We start from the raw sequence: 21,611 nt of genomic DNA on the forward strand, positions 1-21,611 counted from the left end.
CGCACCGCGCCGCCGTCCTCGACCACCGCGATCTGCGACCGCTTGCGGTGTACGTCGATACCGACGTAAACAGACATTGAGGGCCTCCTTCCCGAACTCGTGCATACCCGGACGATAGGAATTACCGGGCTGAGCAGGGAAGGGGGCCCGGCCCTCATAGGGTCAGGTCACCACGCCCTCTTCGGCTTAGTCGCCAGCCCGACATCCCCCTCTGCACACCCCCGCGCTCGCCCCGAAACAGAAGAACAGGTGACAGGGGACGGCGGGCGAACGGGGCGGGCGCGTGCTGCCGGGGGATCGGGGCCGCCGTTGCCCATGTTGCGCGTCGGCGGCCGCCTCCGCGCTCGTGCGCCGCAAGAAGCGGCGCACACCACCAGCAGCATCAGGGTCTGGGGCGTCGGATTCGTTCACCTCGGTCAGGACGGCATTGAGTTGCGTCGCCGGCTGCCCAGAAACTCCTTCGCCGATTGGCCACCGGCGGGGGAGGGGATAAAAGGGACGCTCGAGACCCGTTGCCCGGAACGAGCGCGTCACATTGACGCACGGAACACGAGCCCCAGTGCCGACCGGAATGGCCGAGCCGTCGACGTGTGATGTCCACGTTCGGCAGGCGCGACGGTCTCAGGGCACGAGGTCGGCGAGGAGGGTGTCCAGCACGGTCTCTTCCTCGATACGCACCCCGAGTTCGGCCAGGGCCACGGCCAGGTCGGGGTCCCATGCAGCGGTGGCCGGTGTGCCGGTCAGGGGTGAGGCCAGGGGTGTGACGGCGGCCGCGGTGCGGTAGTCGGCGGCGGTGTAGCGCCAGGGCTGCCAGGGGACGCGGCGCAGCAAGGCGTCGGCGATGCGCAAACCGCCCCAGTCGAAGTCGCCGTGGTAGCGGAGCGTGGATCCGTGGGAGTGGAGGTGGCGTAGCAGGGTGAGGGCGGCGGCCGAGGGCTGGCCCTGGAGGCAGACCAGGGGCGGGCACGTGGGGCCGTGGGTGTCGGCCGCGGTGGCCAGGACTGTCGGGTTCTCGCACACGTACACGACTGTGGGTGCCGTTCTCGGCGGGTTGTGAGTGAGCTGGCGCAGCGTCAGGACGGCCGGTTCGCCTGCGTCGGTCATCCAGTCCAAAGCGGGGGTGCCACGCAGGCCCAGAGTGAGGACGGTGGAGGATAGGGCGTCCCTGAGCAGGCCGGCCGAGGCCCAGGCCTCGCGGCGCCATTCGGCTCCATTGCCGTCAGGGAAGCCGGTCAGGGCGCGGACGCCGGAGAGGACGATCGTGGCGAGCGGGGTTCCGTCGTCGAGCGCGTGGGCGTCGCCGAGCGCGGTGGCGGCGAAGGCGGGCAGGGACACGGCCCGGGCGGCGGGCAGTGCCCGCAGGGCCGTCGTGGCGTTGGTGAGCAGGGTCTTCGCCGCTTGCGGGGTGCGGGCGAGGCGGCGTACGAGACCGTCCTGGCGCAACCGGTCGGCCCACTCGGACAGTTCAGGCCGCAGCGTGGCCAGTGGGGCGTACGCATTCTGCCAGGCGTTCGCCTCCTGTTCGCGCACGTCGGCAAGCCGGGCTATGGGACCGGTGAGGGCGATGACGGCTGCGGCGAGGCCCTCGGGGCTGATGCCGGAGTGGCGCAGCACGGCGTCCACCGCGTCCAGGCGCACGGTCAGTGAGCGTCCGGCGCCCGGACCGCGGCCCAGCAGGCGTTCGGCGGCGGCGCGCTCGGCGGTGGTGGGGGCGGCCAGGGTGACCGGACCGGTGAGGGGTTCGTCCCGCTCCATACGGCGCCGGACGCGCTCGACCAGCCAGACAAGGCCGGGGTCGCCGAGCAGGCGGTCGAGGCGGTCGAGGCCGTCGCGATTGACGCGTGTGCCGGGTTCTGCCGGACTACCGGGCTGCCCGGGGCTGCTCATGCCCACAGCGCGTCCTGGCCGGGGTCGGTGCCGTCAGCGGGCCCGGGCGCCGCCGCGCCGACCGCAGCAGCCGGGGACGCCGCCTCGGCGGGAAGGGTCGCCAGGCGGTGGTCCTGTTCCGTCCCCCGTACGCGCTCGGTCCCGTCCCATTCCCAGCGGGTCACCAGGACCGCGGCGATCTCGTCGACGCGGGAGAGCTGGGCGATGGCGATGCCGGGGACCTGGGGGTAGCAGGCCCATTCGCGTTCGCTGGTCATCACCACGTCCAGGTCGAAGGCGTGCAGCAGACCCAGGCACTTGGCGCGCGAGTCGTCGTCCACGCCCGCGAACGCCTCGTCCAGGGTGACCAGACGAGGGGCGTCGGGGGCGGCCGTGGCGTAGTGCGAGGAGGCGGCGGCGAACAGCGGCACGGACACGGCCAGGACCCGTTCGCCGCCCGAGGCGGGGCCGGTGGCCGGAACCCAGGTGCCGTGCTGGTGGCGTTCGATGCCGAACTCGTGCCAGGAGCGGTAGTCGAGCGCCGCCGTGAGCACCTCCAGCCAGCTGCCCGCCGCGTCGTCGGACTGCCGGCAGGCGATCTCGGCCTGCAAAAACTCCCCGACCGCCGCCCGGTCCTCGGGCGCCCAGGCGTCCGCGGACTGGCGTAGGCGTTCGCGGGCCTGGGCAAGGCCCGTCGGTGCCTTGCGCGAGGGGCGCCACACCAGGCGCAGCTTCATGCCGGTGGACGTGGGCCGCTCCTGGAGTTCGGCGTTCATGGCCCGCACCTGCCGCTCGGCGGCCGCGATCAGCTCCTGCAGGGTGCCGGCGACCTCGGTGAGCAGGTGGGTTTCGAGGATCTCGCGTTCGTGCGCGGACAGAATACGCGCCAGCTCGGTTGTCTCGGTGGCGAGGGCCGCGGCCAGTTCGGGCACGGTCCGTCGGCGGCCTTGGTAGACGATGTCGACGACCATGCCGTCTTCGACCATGCGGGCGGTGGCGGTGTGGCCGCCCCGGGAAAGGGCGTCCTGGAGCTTCTTGTACTCCTCGCTGAGCCGCTTTTGTACGCGTTCCCAGGCGCCGTCGGAGTCGTCGGTGCCGGACGGGCCCGACAGCTGCGCCTCGATGGTGCGGGCGAGCGCGACGGCAGGGGTGGCCGCCCACGGACCGCCGTCCAGCGGGGGTACGACCGTCTCGGGCAGGGCGACGGTCAGCAGGCCCGTGGCCGCGAACCGCTGGAGCGCGCCGATTGCCTCGGCGCGGGAGGCGGCGGCCTCGCGTACGTCCTTCTCCAGCTGCTCGATGCGACCCTCCGCATGGCCGACGCGCCGGCCGGCGGCGGTGTGCTCCTCGAGAGAGCGGCGTTGGTCGCGGCCGCAAGCGGCCAGGGCATCGGCGGTGGCGGCCAGGCGCCGCTCCAGCTCCGCGACGGCGGCGCCGACGGTGGAGCGCAAGGTGATGTGACGTTCGTCGGCGGCGGCCGCCAGGCGGGCCGACTCCTCGGCGCGCAGGGCCAGTTCGGCCACCCGCGTGCTGGCTTGTTCGGCTTCCGCGCGCTCGTTGGCGACCGTGCGCCCTGCGTCGGCGCATTCGCGCAGGGCGGGCCACAGGGCGGCGAGGACGGCGATGTAGTCGGCCAGCGCCTGGCGGACGGCGGCCAGTTGCGGCCGGTCGGCGGGCAGGTTCACGGCGGCGGCTGTGTCGGTGAGTTCGGTGGCGGCCTCGGCTTCCTGTCCGGCCGCCGCGGCCAGTTCGGCGGAGCGTTCGTCCTGGCGGGCGCGAGCCCGGTGGGCGGCGTCCGCGGCGGCCGCGGCCAGCGCGTGCGCATGGCGCAGGGCGGCGTCGTCGGGGAGGGCGGCCAGTTCGGCGTCCAGGGTGCGGCGGCACCGCGCCACCGTGGCCCGCTCGGCCTCCATTCGGCTCAACTGGCCTGCCAGGCCGTCGAGTTCGTCGCGCAGGACGGCGATCTGGGCCCGGCGCGCCTCCTCGCGGGCGCCCTCGCCCACGTACACGGCCGCTTGCTTCGACCAGCTGCCGGTCAGGGCCCCGACGCGGAAGCGGCCGTCCGCCGCCACCCAGGTGTCGCCGCCGGAGCCGAACCCCACGGCGGCCAGGAGGCGGACCACCGTCTGCTCGCCCACCGCCACGGCCCGCGCGTCACCGTGGTCCACGGCCGGGCGCAGCACGTCACCGAGCACCGGCCCGGTGAGCGGGGTGCCCGGCGACAACAGGACGTCATGTCCGTCCGCATGCAGGACCGTGCCGTCCGGGCACACCCAGGCATCCAGGAGACCTGAGGCCTCCAACGCCGCCTCCAGGCTCGCGCGTTCGTCGGCAGTGACGTGGTCGTGGAAGTCGACCAAGCGCCACAGGGGCGCCCCGGGAGCCTGCTCGCGCACGCCGGGAGTCCGCGTGTGAGGTGCCGTAGGGCCGCGCTGGCCGCCCGCCTCCAGGTCGGTCAGCTCCCGCTCGGTCTCGGCGCGCCGGGCATGCAGTTCAGTCAGCCGCTGACCGAGGGCGGCCATCTGGTCGGCCAGGTGCGCGGCCCGGGCGCGATGGGCGTCGGCGGCGTGCACGCGCGCGGGACTTGGGCCCTGCAGGTGCGTGACCCAGTCCTGCAGACCGTCCAGCAGGCCCGCCGGGTCCTGGGGCCTCAACTCCTCACAGGCGTCGAGGTGTCCGCGTACGGCGGCGACCAGTTCCCGGCCCGCCTCGGTGGCGGCGGCCTCCGCCTGAGCGTGCCGTTCGGCGGTATGCCCGGCCTCGGTCTGTGCCTCGTCCAGGCGGCGGGCGGCGGCGCGCCGCTCGGCGGTGGCTTGCTCGGCGCGCGACGCCAGCTCCTCCACGTGGTCGAGGGTGCGCCGCCTGCGGGCCACCGACTCCTCGGCCGCGCGGCGCAGTTCGGCCTCCGGCGCGCCCTCGGTGCGCAGATCACCGTCGAGGCGGGCGGCCGCAGCCGCCTCCCGCTCGCGCGTGAGCGTGTCCGCGACCTGCTCCTCGGCCGCCGCAAGCCGCCTCCCGGCACTCTCGAGGCGGTCCAGGACGCGGGTGTGGGCCTGGGCGGCCTGCTCCCGGTCCGCCTCCGAGCGGGCCTGGTCCCTGGCGGTGTGGCGGGCGTCGGCCGCCGCCTGCTCCAGTTCCCGGGCGCTGCGCATCTCCGGGCCCTCGCGCAGCGCAGCCTCCTGCGCCGTCAGCCGTGCGGCACGCTCCTCCAGCTCCGCGATGCGTCCGGCGATCCGCTCCCTCTCCTCTTCGGCCTGCGACCGCTCGGTCTGGGCCTGCGCGAGGTCGCGGTTCAGCTGTTCGTAGCGGGCGTGTTCGTGGCGGGGCAGCCGGGCTCGGCGGCGGGTGGCGACGCGGGCGTAGCGACGGTAGTGGTCGAGGAAGGCGGAGGCGGCCCGCTCGGCCTCGGTGGCCGCCCGCAACTCCTCCTTCTCCTCGTCCAGGGACCGGAACGCTTCGGCCACATCGGCGATCACCGCCTGGTCCATGGGCGGCAGCGCCTCGGTCAACGCACGTGACAGCGCCGCCTCGTTGGGCCGCTTCGACAGCTGCGGCTGGCGCAGCTGGATGAGCAGGTCCACCAGGGCCGCGTACCGCCGCTCACCCAGCCCGAACAGCGCCTCGTCGACTGCCCTGCGGTAGGCGGTGGCGGTGTCGTACACCATGCCGCGCCCCGCGAGCGCCTCCGCGAGTCGGTCCCGCGACAGCGCGGTGCCGGTGGCGTCGAGCAGGCTGAGCTCGGCGCCGATCCGCTGGTCGGTGACGGCGTACCAGTGACGGGCGATGCCTCGCCCCGCCACCGCCTTCAGCCCGCAGGCCAGGGTGAGGTAGCGGTCCTGTCCGGTGGCCTCGTCGTGGCGGCCGAACTCGATCCAGGTGTAGCCGAGTCGCTCGGGGTGCGGGTGCTGCCCGCCCAGCAGCAGGTTCCACTCCATGCGCTTGCCCGGGTCGGCGTCGGGCTCCACACGCCGCGCGGACAGGTCGCCGTCCAGGAGGAAGGGCAGGGTCAGGGCGAGGACCTTGGACTTACCGGTGCCGTTGTTGCCGCGCAGCAGCAGCCGTCCGTCCCGGAACCAGAACTCCTCGGTGTCGTAGTAGAAGAGGTCCACCAGGCCGATGCGCAGCGGCCGCCACCGGCCGTGCGCGGGGGTGGGCAGGGCGGTCACGGCCATCATGCCTTTCGCTGAGAGGCGCGGGGGCTGGGGACGCCCGGTTCCCGTACGACGGTCTCGCCGACCGCGTACCGGGCCAGCGTCGGCAGCGGGACGACGCCGCCGGGTACGGCGGTGACCAGGCCCAGCGCGGTCAGCTTGGCCAGCGCTTGATCGACCAACTCTCTTTCCGCCCCCGGCTGTTTGGCGCTCTTGGACCAGAACCCGCCGTGTTCGGCGGCCAGTTCCCGCACCCTGCGCTCCAGCTCGTCGCGGCCGACCGCGCCGCCCGCGCCCGCGAGGTGCTCGGCGAGCAGCAGGGTGACGTGTCCGTGGGTGCCCTGCTCGGGCATCCGTACGTCGGTCAGGTCGTCCAACGGGTCGACCATGGCGATGCCCTCGGCCCGCACCTCCGCGACCAGGCCGGTCAGTTCGGTGATGCGCGCGGTGATGAAGGCGCGCTGGCGGGTGAGGTAGGCGAGTTCTTCGTCGGTCAGCTCGGCGTAATACATCACCGGGTCGTCCAGCAGGCGCCGCGTCAGCCGCCGGCGGATGGCACGGAAGCGCAGTTCGTCGCTGTCCAGGGCGCTTTCGGCGGTCAGCTCGGCCAGCCGGCCCTCGAAGCCCTCGGCGGTGATCATCGACGGGCCGCGGCGGGCGGCGAGCAATCCGGCCAGGACGCGGCGCTGGACGTCGTAGAGCACATCGCCCGCCCCGCTGACGTAGGCCTCCTCGTCCCCGGCCACCCGGCGCAGCACCCCGTAGCGCATGAGCAGCCGTACCACCGCCGCCAGATCCAGCCGCTCCTCGCGCCGCTCCAGTGTGAACTCGATCCCGGCCGCGGCCAGATGGGGATCGGCGGCGTCCAGGACCACCTGCTCGGCGAGCCGGCCGAGCGCGATCTGCGCCTCGCCCCGCTCCAGTGCGGCCAGCGCCAGGCACAGCAGCACATAGCGGCGGCGGGTGAAGGGCGCGCGGGCGCGGGAGGCCTCGCGGGCCGGATGGGTGGGGTCGGCCAGGGTGCCGGGTGCCCGGCCCAGCCGGGCCGCCTCCGCGTCCACCCGTAGCGGCCAGCCGGTGTTGCGGTCGAACCAGTCGCGCAGCTCGGCGGCGTGCTGGCGTATCAGGCGGAACTCGTCGGCGTACGGGCCGTGCGCGAGCAGCAGCGGCTCCTTCAGCAGCGCGCGGGCGGCCTTGTGGAACTCGGCGGCGCGTCGGCTGTCCAGCACCTCGCCCAGGGGCGTGGTCATCGCTCCCCTCCCGTGGGAGTGTCGTCGGCGCGCACCTGACCGGTCCGGGTGAGATCGGTGATCTCGACCAGGTGGTCCGGGCCGCGGAAGGTGCCGCCGGGGGTGCGGATCTCGGCTGTCGTCCCGTCCGCCAGGGCGGTGAGCCGGATCTCCATCGTGCCGTCGTTGCTGGTCGCGACAGTGGCCGTCGTACCAGGCCGCCAGGTGGCCAGGGCGTCGCCGAGCAGCTGCAGGAAGAGGCTGAAGGCGAGCGGGTCGAGCTCGCCGAGCGCGGACAGCCGGGTGGTGCCGTCCGTCGCGAGGCGGGCGCGGGCGGCCGCGATCTCCTCCGTTTGCTTGGCGGCGATCTCGGCCAGGCGCCTGCGCTGCTCGGACCGGTCCTGCACTCGGCGGGTCTTGCCGCGCCGCTCGTAGCTGCCGGTGCGGCGCAGTTGCGGGCTGATCCGCAACGGCTCGGCCTCGGCCCACGGGGTGGAGGCGGCCACCGGCTGGGCGGCGCGCCGGTCGAGGGTGTCGGCGTCGACAGTGAGGTGACGTGCCGGATACAGCCCGAACGCGGCACGCCACAGCCGGTGCCGCGCCGCGTCGTCGGGGGCCTCGGCGAACCAGCGGGCCAGGGTGCGAAAGTCCGCCGAGCGGTCCGAGCGCCCGGCCCGTCGCTCGTTCAACTGCCGTACGACCGCCAGCAGTTGCGGGATCGCCCCAAGAGCGCGGCCACGCAACAGGCGAGCCTGCGACTCGCGGCCGTCCGCCGACACGAACCAGGCGGCCAGCCCCGACCACCTGGCCACCCACCGCTCATACGCCCGCGCCTCGGCGCTCTCGGCCTCGTCCGGGGCGGCGTCCGCAGCCTCCCGGGCCGCCGCCAGCCGCAACAGCACGCCCACCCGGCCCCGATCCTCCAACTCGCTGATGAGCAGGGTGATCCGCCCGCCCAGGGTGATCAGGTCCTGGATGAACCGCTCCAGGTACTGGATCAGGCGGTCCTTGTAGGCGAGGAACACCTCGACCTCGACATCGTGCAGGTCAATGGTGCGCTGCAGTGAGCCCATGAAAGCCCGCGCGTTTTCCGCCAGCGCCTCGAACCGGCTCGTCAGCGCGGACAGCGCCAGATGCGCCTTGGCCGCGTCCGGCTCGCCCTCCTCCTGCTCGGCGGCGATCACCAGCAGGGCCCGCAGCTGGGTGACGATGTCGTACAGGGCCACCGCCTGCAGTGCGCCGCGCCGCCCCAGCGCCTCGTCATACGCCGACAGCGCCAGCTCGGCGGCCTCACCGGCCTGGGTGAGCTGGTAGATGAAGCGTTTGCGGTAGAAGTCCTCGACCGCGGTGACCCGGGAGGTGTCCGGATCCGCCCGCAGATTGCCCCAGTCGACAAGGCTGTCCAGCGCCTTGACCACCGTGTCCAGGTCGGCGGGCCGGTGCTCCGGCGGCAGCGCCGCGTACACGTCCTCGGGCCGCAGATGAACCGCGAAACGCTCCTTGGCGGCCAGGAACGCGCCCATCACCCGGCGGTAGAGGGCGGCGTTGGGCACGGTGAGGTGGGCGAAGGGCGCGTACCTGGCCCGCGCCGGTCCGGAAGGCGTCGACGTCATCGTTTAGGCATTCTCCCCGACGGACACCTCGCTGTGGCAATCGTGGCCTGACCTTCGCGCAGGGTCACGCAGGGGCGGGCTCCCGCCGCTTGCACGCAGCCGGCCGTACGCCGCGACCCGTGTCAAATTCAATCTACGAAGGCTGCGATTGGCCTTTCTCCTTGAGGGTGGGCTGCCGATGGGCTTCAAGGGCAGAGCGACCGACCTCGATCTGTTGGGCTGTCAGCTTGGATTGGTGACCTACCCGGCGCCGGGATGGACACTCCCCGGGTCACGGTGTCGCACAGCGGCGTGACCGACGATCCGCCCTTGTGGCCCGGGCTGGAGACCAAAGGGACTTGATCCGCGCCTGGCAATGGTTCAGTGGGCCGAGGGCGCGGCGCCCGTTGCGTACGTGGGTCGCGGCGCCTCCCCTGACTGCCACGCCTGTCGAAGCGGGGTGGGAGGCGTGGGATACGAGGGTCGGGTCACCGATCACCTCATGGATCGCCACGCCGACGGTGCGTGTCCGAGCCTGCTTCTGGTGAGCGCGAGCTGAAATCGCGTTCCTCCACGACCCCGTGCAGAACCCGGCGTACAGCCCGACTCGTCTGCTTTTATTCCGTTTTCGCAGTTTATGGCTACTGTGGTTGACTTTGTGCATGTATGTCGAGGGCGATTCGGGTCGAATTCCCGCTGGAGCGACGCGAGACAACGTGTACGTGTACGCCGAGTGTTGCCGTCTGTGTCCGGGCGTAGGGTGCAGACGTGGCTATCTCGGGCGTTCTGTTGAGGGCGGAGCACAGGCGGAAGCTGACGGACGCTGAGAAGCGTGCCTTGGGTGCTCGGGGAAGTATTGTCCGGCGTGTCTCCCTGCTCCAAGAGCGCTTGTAGCGCATGAGAATCAAGAGCGGCGCCCTGATCGGTTCCGCTGCGACAAGTCGTCACGGTATGCCTGGCAGGGGGCGGTTGGGTCCGCACGTGAGGAAACGTGACCCTACTGCGCTGGCATCGGAGCCGGGTTGTCGGACAAACGACCCCATCTCAGAACTATCCCGACCTACCTGGCTGCAGCGGGAGAGGTTGTTCGGTCCAGACGATCTTGCCGTCGGAGGTGTAACGGACGCCCCAGGTCTGCGCGAGCTGCGCGCAGATGAACAGGCCCCGTCCGCCTTCGTCGACCGTCCGGGCATGGCGCAGGCGTGGTACGAGGGCACCGGTGTCTTGGACCTCGCAGGTAAGGACGCGGTGCTTGATGATGCGCAGTCGCACGGGCGGAGAGCCATAGCGGACGGCATTGGTCACCAGTTCGCTGACGATCACTTCGGTGGCATACGCGGTCTCGTCGTCCACTCCCCAGGTGGCCAGCTGCTCTCGGGCACGAGCGCGCGCCGTGCCGGCGGCCGAGGGATGGTGGTCCAGATGCCAGGCGGCGACCTCGTCAGCGGGAATGGCGCGGGTCCGGGCCAGGAGGAGGATGGTGTCAGTGTGACGGTTGTCCCCGCGCAACCGGTACAGGGCGTCATCGCATATCTCCTGCACGGGGCGCTCAGGGCGGTCCCCCAGCACCTCCCGGAGGGAGTCCACCTTGCCCGGGTGGCCCGATGGGAAGGGGGGCAGGAGGGAGATGGTGTAGAGGGCGAGGATGCTGCCCTCGGCGACGCCAACCGTGGTGGCGGCAAAAGGCGGTCCTTCGGTACTGCCCAGCGGAGGTCCACTGGGGTGATCGAAGATCTCGGTGGTGCCGTCCGGGTGGGTGATCACCGGTGGGGGATGGCCGGCCCGGGCGATGGTGTAGGTGCGGGCAATGGGGTCGTAGACCGCATACACACAGCTTGCGGTGAGCGGCCGATGGCGCAAGGGATCACCGATTGGAAGCGCAGCCCGTTCGCTGGCCAGGCGCGTTGCGGTGTCGTTGAGGCGTGCGAGGAGTTCGTCGGGGTCCACGTCGAGTGCGGCCAGGGTGTGGATGGCGGTCCGCAGCTGGCCCATCGTGGTCGCGGTGTGGATGCCCTCTCCGGCAACCTCGCCGACCACCAGCGCGGTACGGGCGTTCGGCAGATTGAGGATGTCCACCCAGCCGCCCGCTCCCTGGTCGCCGGGCACGAGCACGGAGGCGGTTTCGACGGTAGGGCCCGAGGGCCGCCATGGCGGCAGCAGATGGCGCTGGATGGTTGTGGCGATCGTATGCTCCCGGGTGTAATGCCGGGCGTCATTGATGCACAGGGCCGTGTAGTCAGCCACCTCCTTGGCGAGGGCGACATCCTTTTCATCGAAGCCACCAGCGTGCTCCGTTCGATACAGGCTGATCAGACCGATCACGGTGCCGTACAGCGTCAGAGGCATGACGAGAAGTGCGCGGACCCCGGAGGCGCGGATCGCGCGGGCACGCAGGGGGTCGGCCGCCAGCCAGGGCGTGTCAGGACCTAGGGGGACAACGCGAGGCTTGAGGTCGGCCAGAGTTTGTGCGTAGGGGGTCGGGAACGGCAGGGCGCGCACGTCATTCACCGGATGCGCCTGCACCTGCTGCTCGACATCCCCGTGCCGAAAGGCCACGCGGCGCAACGGGACACCCTGATCGAGAGGAGCGAGCGGGGGTTCCTCACCCCGCACCACGGCATCCACCACTTCCACCACGGCAGCGTCTGCGAAGCCTGGTACGAGGGCGTCGACCAAGTCGCGGCAGGTGGCCAACACGTCGAGGGTCTGTCCCACCCGCTTCCGTACCGAGTCCCAGACACACAGACTGGCAAGCGCCCGCTCACGGTCGCCGGCAGCAACCAGCACTGCCGCCACCCCCAGAATCGCACCGTGCCGGTCCTCCAGGCGGAATGCCGAGACGTCCATGATGCGCGGTCGGCCCGAAACACCCCTGGGAGACACGTACACCACGCGCTCCGGGGAGTGCGCCCCGCTGTCCAGCACCGCGCGGAGGATCGCTGCCACCTCGCCGGCGGGCGAGAACTCGTAGGCGTCGGTGAGTCGGCGCCCAAGGATCCGTTCCAGGGTCCCGCCGCACATCGTCTGTGCGGCGATGTTCGCCGCCACTATCCGCAACCCCGTGTCCAGAACGTACAGGCCAACCGGTACCCGGGTGAACAAGGCCTCAAGCACCACGGTGCCACCATCAGGCGCTGGTGCTCCGTTCGCCGGCGCCTGGAAGAGGCCCCAGACCAAAGAGCCGTCCTGACGTGGCAGGGGCCGCACCCGCAAGTCTTTGGCGACAACGTGGCCGCTCGCGTCGTACAGCGCCACTTCATCTCGGCCCGGTTCCGCTTGCTGGTCAGCCACAGCTGCTGTGTGGGCCAGCCAAGGCGTGATGGACCGCCCGAGCACCTCATCCGCTCCACGCCCCAGCAATGCCTCTGCCTCGCGGCTCCACTGCACCACGATGCCCGAGCCGTCCACGACCATCAGCGGATCATCGCCTGCCACGGCAATCACCTCTTCCCCTCCCAGCCTGCCCTCACTCACCCTGCGGCGCGCCTCGGCCAAAGCCGCAACCAGGCAACCCGACCCCCCGCAGGCCGACGAAGGTGGTTCCTCCAGATCCCGCGGACCTGCGCCCGCCCCAGCGGAGGTACCCCGGCCCGCAGTGAACGCCCACCTGGCGGCGAGACAGTGCCGGATGGTGTGGACCGAGGGCCGCAGCAGCGGTCCGGGGATCAGCCAGCGTCCTCGCTCTCTGCGGTGATCTGGTCTTTGGGGAACCGACGGAATGCGCTGGCAGGCACTACACCCGCGCCTTGGAAGCTCGTTTCCCGCGAACAGGTAGATCATTTCCCATCACGAAGGTGAGCCGCTGGTCCAGCTTCGCCCCAGGTGTCTCGATCTCGGGCTGGTGGCAGTCCGGGGTATGCGAGATCTCGTCCGCCGACGGCGGCGGGCAGGGCGCCGACACGTTGGCCTGGCCGAGCTCGGGACCGTCCTCCAGCGCTATTGGTCCGTGCTGCTGTCGCCCTCGCCATCCGACACCTCTCGCTGGGGCTTGGTCTCGCCCTGAGCGGAAGCGTCCTTCTCCTGCTCGTCCAGCAGCAGCTCCAGGAGCGCAGCGTCTGCCTTACGCTGGTCCTCCTTCGTCAGTTCAGCGGGTGCGTTGCTGTAGGCGGTGTACCGATCGGGATGAATGATGTTGGCGGCCCTCAAGGTGAACGTCAGAAGCCGGCGCCACCCTTTGCGGTGGCCTACCCTCACGTGAATTTGGACCGTGTAGTCACGGGCCTCCGAAACGAATCCCGGAAACGGTGCTTCGAACTCGATGAAGAGTTGTTGTGCTTCTCTGCCGGCCACAGCGAAACCTGCTGGCAACTTCAATTCCTCGTCCGGTCCGGGGCTGAGACGAGATGGTGAAGACGTCCACAGGAGTGGTAGGTGAGAGGCAGGCTCATCAGGGAAGGTGAGCATGAGATCCTGTACGACTATCGTCTTGGCGCCGGTGTTGTGAAGGACGAGCGGAAGCCGCAGGCGAGCCTGCGAGCTGTTGGCAATCGCCGCAAAGGAATGAGGCTCCCATGACTTCAGGCGCCCCTGTCTGGCGTTGAGCCACCAGAAGGAGGCGACGGTGAAGACCAATGCGCAGACCGACACAACGGCCGCGCCAGAAAGCGACGAGGACGCATTCTGATCAGCAGCGGCCATCACCGGAAACACAAATTCAGTGTGCCAGCCTCAAGGGGGACACGCTAACGTCGCCCATCAGGGAAACCGCAGCTCCGTCATGCCGCCGGTTTGAGGGAGGGGCCTTGCGGGTCGTGTCAGTGGGAGCCAGCGGACGGTCGTCGAGAAACCGAAGCGATGCGGCAGGGGGCGCGTGGTTCTCGGGCGCCGGGTCTCAGCCCGCCGTCAGCTCTGGGAGGGTCAGGGGATGCTGGGTGGGTCAGCTTGGCGCGGAGGCAGACGCACAGGAAGGGCGATGCCTGTTCCCGGACCGGGGGAACGCCCGCGAAGTCGAATGCGTAGTCCAGGCTCGTACTGGCCGACGATCTCGGCTGACGTGGCCCGCCGCCAGATGTGATCGGCGCCGGTGATCAGCGGTTGTGCCTAGTCATGAGGGTGACGAGTGCCCAGGCCAGGTGGGCTGCGGCGGGCGCTCGTCAGCAGGCCCACGATGCGTTCGATTCTCCAGGCCGTGGCAGCGATGAACCATTGAGGCGGGGCAGGAGACGGCCCGCAGGATCATCCAGAGCCGGTGGTCGGCCCAGTCGACGAGCTGGTCGCTTCAGACCGGGTGCGGGCAGCGGCCCTGCAGCGGCGATCTGGCGCCCCGGCTGGTCGCAGATCCAGTCCACTATCCCGTCACGGGGCCAGTCGGCGAAGATCGCCGCGCACTGCAGGCGGACCGCCTGTCATGGCACACCGCGTCGAGAGACATCAGAGCTGTGGGTGACTCTGCCGCGACCCACCTCGGTGAGCCGTAGCTTCAGGGGGAAATCTGGATGGCTTGCTCGGACCAGATCGTCTTGCCGTTCTGGCCATGGCGGCAGCCCCATCGTCCGCCGAGTTGAGCGACGAGGAACAGGCCGCGTCCTCCCTCGTCGGTTGTGCGGGCACGCCGCAGGCGGGGTTGGGTGCTGCTGGAGTCGGTGACCTGGCACACCAGGACGTTGTGGCGAATCAGACGGAGGTCCATCGGCGGACGACCGTAGCGGATGGCATTGGTCACCAGTTCGCTGACGATGAGTTCGGTGGTGAAGAGGAGGTCGTCCAGACCCCACATGGTGAGTTGGCGGGTTACCCACTCTCGAGCCTTGGAGACGGCGGCCAGGTCGGCCGGGATCTCCCAGTGAGCGGTGTCCGCCGCTGGGACGGCGCGGGTGCGGGCCAGCAGCAGGGCCGCGTCGTCGCGCGGGGCCTGGTCTGCCAGGTCGGCGAGGAGAGCCCGGCCGGTTTCGTCCAGGGCACGATCCGGACGGCAGTACGCGGCGAGGGCTTCCGTCAGGCGCGGCAGGCCTTGGCCGATGTCGCGATCGCCCCGTTCGACCAGGCCGTCGGTGTAGAGAGCGAGGATGCTGCCCGGCTCAACGTCGATCACGGTGGTCTCGTACGGCATGCCGCTGAGGGCGAGTGGTGGCCCCGGGGAGATTTCGACTGCTTCGGCGGTCCCGTCGGGCCGGACCAGGACGGGTGGCGGATGCCCGGCACTGGCCATGGCGCAGCGCCTGGTGACCGGGTCGTAGACCGCGTACAGGCATGTGCCGCCGACGATGTGGTGGTCGTCGGGTGGGGCTTCGGCCGCGAGGCGCTGGACCAGGTCCGCGAGCCGGGTGAGCAGCTCGTCCGGTTCGAGTTCCAGGTCCGCGAGCGTCTGGATGGCGGCGCGCAGGCGGCCCATGGTGGTGCTTGCGGGCATGCCGTGGCCGACCACGTCTCCGGCGACAAGGGCAAGCCGGAGAGAGGGCAGAGCAATGGCGTCGTACCAGTCGCCGCTGCTGCCTGCTCCGCCGCCTGCGGGCAGGTAGACGCCGGCGGTCTCGGCTGCCGGGGTGTCGGTCGTGGCCGGGGGGAGGAGGCTCTGCTGCAGCGCCACGGCCGCCCTGCGCTCGCGCGTGTAACGGCGGGCGTTGTCGATGGCGAGCGCTGCCCTCGAGGCGAGCAGCGTCATGAGATCCGCCTCGTCCTCGGTGAACGGGTCGGATCGGCCGCAGCGCCAGACCGATACGCCGCCGAGCGTGAGACCGCGGGCGTGCAACGGTGCCACCATCACCGAATGGCCTTGCTGGGGAATGAGGAATTCGACCAGCCGCGGATCGCCGAGCGCAGCACCGTAGCCGTCAGCGGCGATGAGGCTGGTCTCGCCCTGCTGGAACCTGCGCAGGAGGGGGTGGTCGGGAAAGGGTGGGAAGAGGTCGCCGTGCTCGGTACGGGTCGGCCACACAGTGACTGCCGGCGCCAGGGCCGCGTTGCGCAGACCAAGATCTCCACCGCCCAGATGCTTCGGGGGCTCCTCCCCGTCGAACACGGACTGTGCAAGGTCGACGGTGACGAGATCCCCGAAAGCAGGTACGAGTACGTCCGCAAGCGCTCGTGCGGTGCGCACGACATCCAGGGAACTTCCTACACGCTCGGCCAGCTCACGGGTGAGGTCCAGATGTTGCACATGGTCGCTGTCGACGTACAGGGCCGCGACCCCTGTGGGGCGTCCTCGCGCGTCCTCCAGACGGAAGGCGGACAGCGACAGGGCCCGCCGCCGCGCCGCATCGTGCCGCCAGCTCACGTGCTGGCTCCTGCGGATGACCGGGGCGCCCGTTTCGAGCACCTGACGCAGTACTGCCTCGAGGTTCTCGGCATCCTCGGCGCAGAGCACGTCGCACAGCCGAGTGCCGGGCTGTACTTGACGGCCGTCGAGAGTGCCCGGCATGGCGTTCGTTTGCACCGTGATCAGATCCGTGTCGTGCAGAGCGATAGTGACCCGGTCCTGTGAGGACAGCGCGCGCAGGAGCGCCGCGCCCTGCTCGTGGTCGACGACGTGCTGTGCAGGCGCCGCCAGGACAAGGAACTCCGCGGGGCCTTCCACCGCTGAGGTCCGGAAGGTCACATCGATACTGTCGCCGGACCGGTGCCACAGCCGTACCCGGCCGGATACCGGCATCTCCGTGGCCCTGCGCAGTTCGTCGGGGAGGTCGGCCACCAGTTCCTGTACGGGGCGGCCGCAGACCTCTTCGGCGGTGAACCCCGTCAGGTCCTTCGCCGCCCCGGTCCACCGGAGCACCGTGCCTCGGTCATCGAGCACGGCGGCTGCCACGTACTCGAACGCCTGCGGCCTGCCGCTGGGGCCAGAACCGGATACGCGCATCGTCCCTTGGATGTCGCATGCCGAGTTGTTCTCACTAACAGCTTTTTTGCTCATTTTTCGCACCTTCTTTAGTGGCTCAGGCGATCGCGGCTGTGGAGGGTAGGTCTTGATCGGACCAGACGACCTTGCCGCCCGATATGGAGCGGGAGCCCCACCTGCGGGACAGCTGAGCGACGAGGAAGAGGCCGCGGCCGTTCTCGTCGAGGATGCGGGGATGCCGCGGACGTGGGTGGCTGGTGCCGGCATCGGAGACCTCGCAGGTCAAAACCCGGTGCTGGATGAGCCGTAGGCGGACCGGCCCGCCGCCGTAGCGGATGGCGTTGGTGACCAGTTCGCTGACGATCAGCTCCACGGTGGCTATGAGAGGCTCCATCCCCCATGCGCTGAGCTGACGGGCGGCCAGGTGCCGGGCCGTGCGGACGGCGGCCGGCTCGTTCGGCAGGTCCCAGGACGCGACCCGGGCCGGCTGGAGTGCGCGGGTCCGCGCTAGGAGCAAGGTGACGTCGTCGGAGTGTGTCCGGGCCGGCAAGGTCTCGATCGCTTCCGAGCACAGGTCTTCCAGGGACCGGCCGGATTGTGCCAAGGCGGCGCCCAGGCGGCGCATGCCGACATCGAGGTCGTCGTCGCGGGACTCGACCAGGCCGTCGGTGTAGAACGCGAGCACACTTCCCTCGGGCAGTTCCAGTTCCACGGACTCGAAGGCGAGCACCCCGAGGTCGAGGCCGAGTGGGGCTCCGGCGGGCAGATCGGGGAAGGTGACACGGCCCTGCGGGTCGATGATTGCGGGCGGGGGGTGCCCGGCCCGCGCCATCGTGCACCGCCGGGTGACCGGGTCATAGACGGCGTACAGACAGGTGGCGCCCACCGCCGCGGGGACCTGGTCCGGGTCGTCGGCGTCTGCCTCGTTTTCCTCGTTCAGCCGCTGGACCGTGTCATCGAGGTGCGCCAGCAGTTCGTCGGGGGGCAGGTCCAGGTCCGCGAGCGTGCGCAAGGCGGTGCGCAGCCTGCCCATGGTCGCCGCGGCGTGGATCCCGTGTCCGACCACGTCGCCAACGACGAGGGCCACCCGGGCGCCGGACAGCCCGATCACATCGAACCAGTCACCTCCCACGCCGTGGTCCATGTCGGCCGGCACGTAGCGCGAGGCCACCTCGACGGCGGCGCCGCCTCGCACATGGTGGGGGAGCAGGTCGCGTTGGAGAGTGAGAGCCGCGGTGCGCTCGCGCGCGTACCGTAGGGCGTTGTCCAGGCAGAGCGCGGCGCGGGTGACGAGCTCCTCGGCGAGGAGCAGGTCGTCCTCCTGGAACGGCGTCTGTTCCTCGGAGCGGCCGAACAGCGCCAGTCCCAGCACGCAGCGCCGCGAACGGATGGGTACGACCATCAAAGAGTGGACCCCGGTGTCACGGACCTTCTGCGCCCGCACCGGGTCGTGGTCGACCCAGGGGCTGGCGGTGTTCAGTACCGGTTCCAGGTGAGAGCTGCCCGTGCGCAGGGCATTGGCGAAGGACGAGGCCGGGTGGACGTGGACCACCTCTTCGCGCATCCACGGCAACTCCGGGACTTCTGGGTCGATGGTGGCCAGACCGGCACGGCGCAGCAGAGGGGGGCGACCGCTCGTCGTGCCGATCCGCACCGAGGGCTCCATAACGAACGGAACCGACTCCACCAGGTCGACGATGGCGTGGTCGGCCAGCAGGGGCACGGTAAGGTCGGCCAGTTCCTGCCCGGTCTGCATGACGTCGAGGGTGCTGCCGATGCGCGTGCTGGCTTCGCTGAGGATGGCAAGGCGCTCGCGCGCCCGCCGGTTGCCGGTGACATCCACGCTCATGGAGCACACCCCCAGTGGCTTGCCGTCCGCTTCCTGGAGGCAGAAGAACGAGGCCGAGAACACGTGCTCCCGGGGCCGATCGGTCGGCGGCCACGCCCGGTACTCGTGGACCATGGTGGTGCCGCTCTCCAGCACCTGCCGCATCACCACCTCGAGCGCTTCGGCTTCGAAACCGGGCAGCGAATCCTTCAGACGGCGCCCGAACCGTCGCTCATGAGGAATGCCGTCGTGGAGTTCCATGGCGTCGTTCACCCACGTGCAGCGCAACTGCAGGTCACGAACGACGATGCCGATCGGTGCGTGGGCGAGCAGCGACTCGCGTAGCGATCCGTTCATCGCTCCCGAGGAGAGCGCGCCTATGTCGGTCACTGATACCAGCCACCGAAGGCTTTCGTTCCCTCCCCACAGCAACGAGACCCGCAGAGTCAATGTGAGCGTGTGGCCGCCGCGGTGGCGGACCGTCATGGTGCCGGACCAGCCACCCTGGGCACGGCACTGCTCGGCGAGCGCTGTGGCCCTCAGAGCGTCCTCGGAGGACGGCAGTACGTGTGCCGCGGGCCGGCCCACCATCTCCCTGGCCGAGAACCCGACCAGCTGCTCGGCGGCCAGCGTCCACCCGACCACCGTCCCCTCCGCATCGATCATGGCGATCGCCGCGTTGGGTGTCTCGCTCGGGTTCACCAGCTCAGCGAGTTCCGATTGATTGGTATTCATTACGGTTCATCCATTCCGGTGCGTAGGTGTGGGGGAGTGTTGGCGTGCGGTGTGGTACCCCGATCCGCAGGACGGCAGCGGCGGCAGGCAAGCGCGGTATCGGACCGGGGCTCGAACGTCCCGTGGCGTGCGAGGGACGGCGCAATGCCCCCATACCGGCACAGAACCCATCAGCACGGCATCTATCAGCGTGTTACGGTATTTCTGATGAAAGCATCATCTATGACCGCTTTGTCGTCAAGAGAATCGCAAAATTGATCAGGTGATCAGATGTGTGCGACGGGCCACCTCGGCGAGGGGCGTCGACCGCAGTCGACGGCCGGGCTCGTCAGTGCACTGATGAGGTCATCAGAACTGCTGCTATCTACGGTGCATGCCGATGTCAGTTCCACTCAGCAATCGATTCGAACGCCGTCGTTCCGAGACCCGGCAGGCACTCGTCCGCGCCGCGCGGCAGATCCTGGCCGAGTCCGGCGACACCAGCGCCAGCATCCGTGCCATCGCGGAGCGCGCGGACGTGGGCTTCGGCTCCTTCTACAACCACTTCGGCTCCAAGCCGGACCTGTTCGACGCGGCCGTGGACGATGCAATGGAGGAGTTCGCCCAAGCCATCGATGAACGCCTGCGCGGCGTCGACGATCCCGCCGAGCGCCTCGCTGGAGGTTTGCGGCTCAGCGCACGTTTGGCCGAGTCACACCCGGAGATCATGCGGATCCTGTGCCACAGCGAGCTCGGCCGCATATGCGCCGGCAGCGGACTGGCTCCGCGCGCGAGGCGCGACGTGGAGCAGGGCAGCGCATCGGGCCGCTTCACCGTAGTCGACCCGGTCATCGCCCTGTCCGCGCTCAACGGCAGCCTGCTGGCGCTTCTGGAGCTGTGGTTCAGCAAGCCCGAGGTCGACATCGACCAGGCCGCAGGCACCATGGCCGAGATGCTCCTGCACATGCTCGGCCTCTCCCCGGATGAGGCCCGCGATGTCGCCTGGGGTCCCCTTTCCGCTGCAGCGTGAAGAGGACCTTATGTCCGCGCACCGGCGGACCAGGGCCGACTGCGTACCGCGCGCAGAGTAGCCCGAGGCAGCCCGAGTGCGGTGATCTTACGAGCGGGATACGGGGCAGACCGTCACTCTTGCCTGCTGTCCCGGGTGCCGCCACGCAGCCTCATGGTTCGATGGTCAGGTGGTGGGGGCCGCGGAGCATGGCGTTCTGCTGGTACGGGGGCGGGTCCTCGACCAGGCGGGCCGTGCCGAGGCGGGGGATCAGCGCGCCGAGCGCGGCCTGGGCCTCGATGCGCGCGAGCGGTGCAGCGTGACACAGGTGGATGCCGCCGCCGAAGCCGAGGTGCTGGTTGTCCGGGCGGGTGCGGCGCCCGGCCGGTGGCGGGGAACCCGTACCCGTAGCGTTCGGGGACTGATCCGGCACCGCACGGGAGTCGGCAGGGTGACGGCTTCACCGTCCAGCCCGACGGGGACGACCGGGGCGTCGGCATCGACGACAACCTCTTCAGAGGTGGCCAGATTGGTCAGGCCGTGCGTCTGCCCACCTCGCATCCGGGCGGCCATCTCGGCGGGCGTCTCCGCCCTGGCGGCCAGTACCCCCAGGAGTCCGGAGTCCAGTTGCGCACGCCTGCCAAGCCCGGTCGTGTCATCGGCCCGGTAGGGGTTGTTGCTTACGAGTACGGCATCAGGCCGGTCCACAGTGAGCAGCCCGGCGCGTACCACCAGCTCCGGGCCCTCGTGGCGGGCCAGGAATTCCGGGAGTATCCGCACCACGGTGCCGATCTTGTCCTCCCGATAGGCCGGGTCCTGCACCAGGGCGGCATAGGCACAGAACGACACGTTGTTGACGAACACTCGCTCGCCGGCGAACCCGAGATCCACGCACAGTTCGACGCCGTCCGTGAGGGCCTGCAGCGCGGCCGAAGGGTCGTCACGGTCCAGGCCGAGGTCCATCGCGAAGTGGTTGCGGGTACCGGCCGGAATGACCACGAAAGGAAGACCGTTCTTCGCAGCCACCCCGGCGACAAGTGCCTGCGTGCCGTCTCCGCCGGCCCCCCCAGCAGATCCGCACCGTCATCCACCGCGCGTCGGGCGACGGTCGCGAGGTCCTGGGGCCGGGAAGGATCGAGCAGGAGAACCTGAGCCCCCAACGCACGGGCCTTGCCCGCGATCCGGAACCGGCTCGCCTTCCCTCCTCCCGAACGGGGATTCACGATCAGAAACGGCCGCCGCGCAGCTGTCACCGGTCGGAACGCGTTCTCGGTCATGGCAAGCAGCGACAGGCCGCGTTCATCAGCCCGGCGCACGTCACAGTCACAGGCGTCGGCACATCTGCCGCTACCACGCCCGCTGCTGACTGTGCCGTCCGCCACCGGCCCGGTCCAGCGATCGCACCGGCCACCGCCTCCATGACGACTCCTCCGACAGTTACGGCCTACGGC

General features: G+C 70.3%; 9 protein-coding genes and 2 pseudogenes. 1 reads left to right on the forward strand and 10 read right to left on the reverse strand.

The window, feature by feature from the left end; all coding sequences use genetic code 11:
- Positions 1-621: 621 nt before the first annotated feature.
- The 8 genes from ACFYXB_RS39700 to ACFYXB_RS39735 all read right to left on the reverse strand — a co-directional run bounded on the left by ACFYXB_RS39700 (position 622) and on the right by ACFYXB_RS39735 (position 19,172).
- Positions 622-1,887: a TIGR02679 family protein gene (locus tag ACFYXB_RS39700; RefSeq protein ID WP_389589881.1), complete on the reverse strand. Its 1,266-nt coding sequence runs from the start codon at positions 1,885-1,887 to the stop codon at positions 622-624.
- Positions 1,884-6,032 (reverse strand): TIGR02680 family protein, encoded by a 4,149-nt coding sequence (locus ACFYXB_RS39705; protein WP_389589882.1) that lies wholly within the window; start codon positions 6,030-6,032, stop codon positions 1,884-1,886. Before ACFYXB_RS39705 ends, ACFYXB_RS39700 begins: the two co-directional genes overlap by 4 nt.
- A 5-nt stretch (positions 6,033-6,037) precedes the next feature.
- Positions 6,038-7,267, reverse strand: a complete 1,230-nt coding sequence (locus tag ACFYXB_RS39710) for a TIGR02678 family protein (protein ID WP_388505184.1) — start codon at positions 7,265-7,267, stop codon at positions 6,038-6,040.
- A complete protein-coding gene (locus ACFYXB_RS39715) occupies positions 7,264-8,859 on the reverse strand; it encodes a TIGR02677 family protein (RefSeq protein WP_389589884.1) in 1,596 nt (531 codons plus the stop codon). The genes ACFYXB_RS39710 and ACFYXB_RS39715 overlap by 4 nt, the downstream gene beginning before the upstream one ends.
- 1,029 nt (positions 8,860-9,888) lie before the next feature.
- Positions 9,889-12,273: a SpoIIE family protein phosphatase gene (locus ACFYXB_RS39720; protein WP_389589886.1), complete on the reverse strand. Its 2,385-nt coding sequence runs from the start codon at positions 12,271-12,273 to the stop codon at positions 9,889-9,891.
- A 501-nt stretch (positions 12,274-12,774) separates the two neighbouring features.
- Positions 12,775-13,488, reverse strand: coding sequence for a hypothetical protein (locus ACFYXB_RS39725; RefSeq protein ID WP_389589887.1), 714 nt, complete (start codon positions 13,486-13,488; stop codon positions 12,775-12,777).
- A 769-nt stretch (positions 13,489-14,257) separates the two neighbouring features.
- Entirely contained in the window at positions 14,258-16,630 is a 2,373-nt protein-coding gene (locus ACFYXB_RS39730) for a SpoIIE family protein phosphatase (RefSeq protein ID WP_389589912.1), read from the reverse strand.
- Between the two features lie 76 nt (positions 16,631-16,706).
- The gene (locus ACFYXB_RS39735) at positions 16,707-19,172 is read right to left on the reverse strand and encodes a SpoIIE family protein phosphatase (RefSeq protein ID WP_389589889.1); all 2,466 of its coding nucleotides are present in this window, start codon (positions 19,170-19,172) and stop codon (positions 16,707-16,709) included.
- 373 nt (positions 19,173-19,545) lie between these two features.
- On the opposite strand from ACFYXB_RS39735, the gene ACFYXB_RS39740 reads away from it, so the two are divergent.
- On the forward strand, positions 19,546-20,181 hold the full coding sequence (locus ACFYXB_RS39740) for a TetR family transcriptional regulator (protein WP_389589890.1): 636 nt from the start codon (positions 19,546-19,548) through the stop codon (positions 20,179-20,181).
- A gap of 151 nt (positions 20,182-20,332) precedes the next feature.
- Here the strand turns inward: ACFYXB_RS39740 and ACFYXB_RS39745 are convergent.
- Positions 20,333-20,530: pseudogene (locus tag ACFYXB_RS39745) on the reverse strand (cytochrome P450); the annotation flags it as partial.
- Between the two features lie 569 nt (positions 20,531-21,099).
- A pseudogene (locus ACFYXB_RS39750) lies at positions 21,100-21,186 on the reverse strand (diacylglycerol kinase); the annotation flags it as partial.
- Positions 21,187-21,611 lie beyond the last annotated feature (425 nt).

The organism is Streptomyces sp. NPDC002619, from assembly GCF_042889305.1.
Taxonomy (GTDB): Bacteria; Actinomycetota; Actinomycetes; order Streptomycetales; family Streptomycetaceae; genus Streptomyces.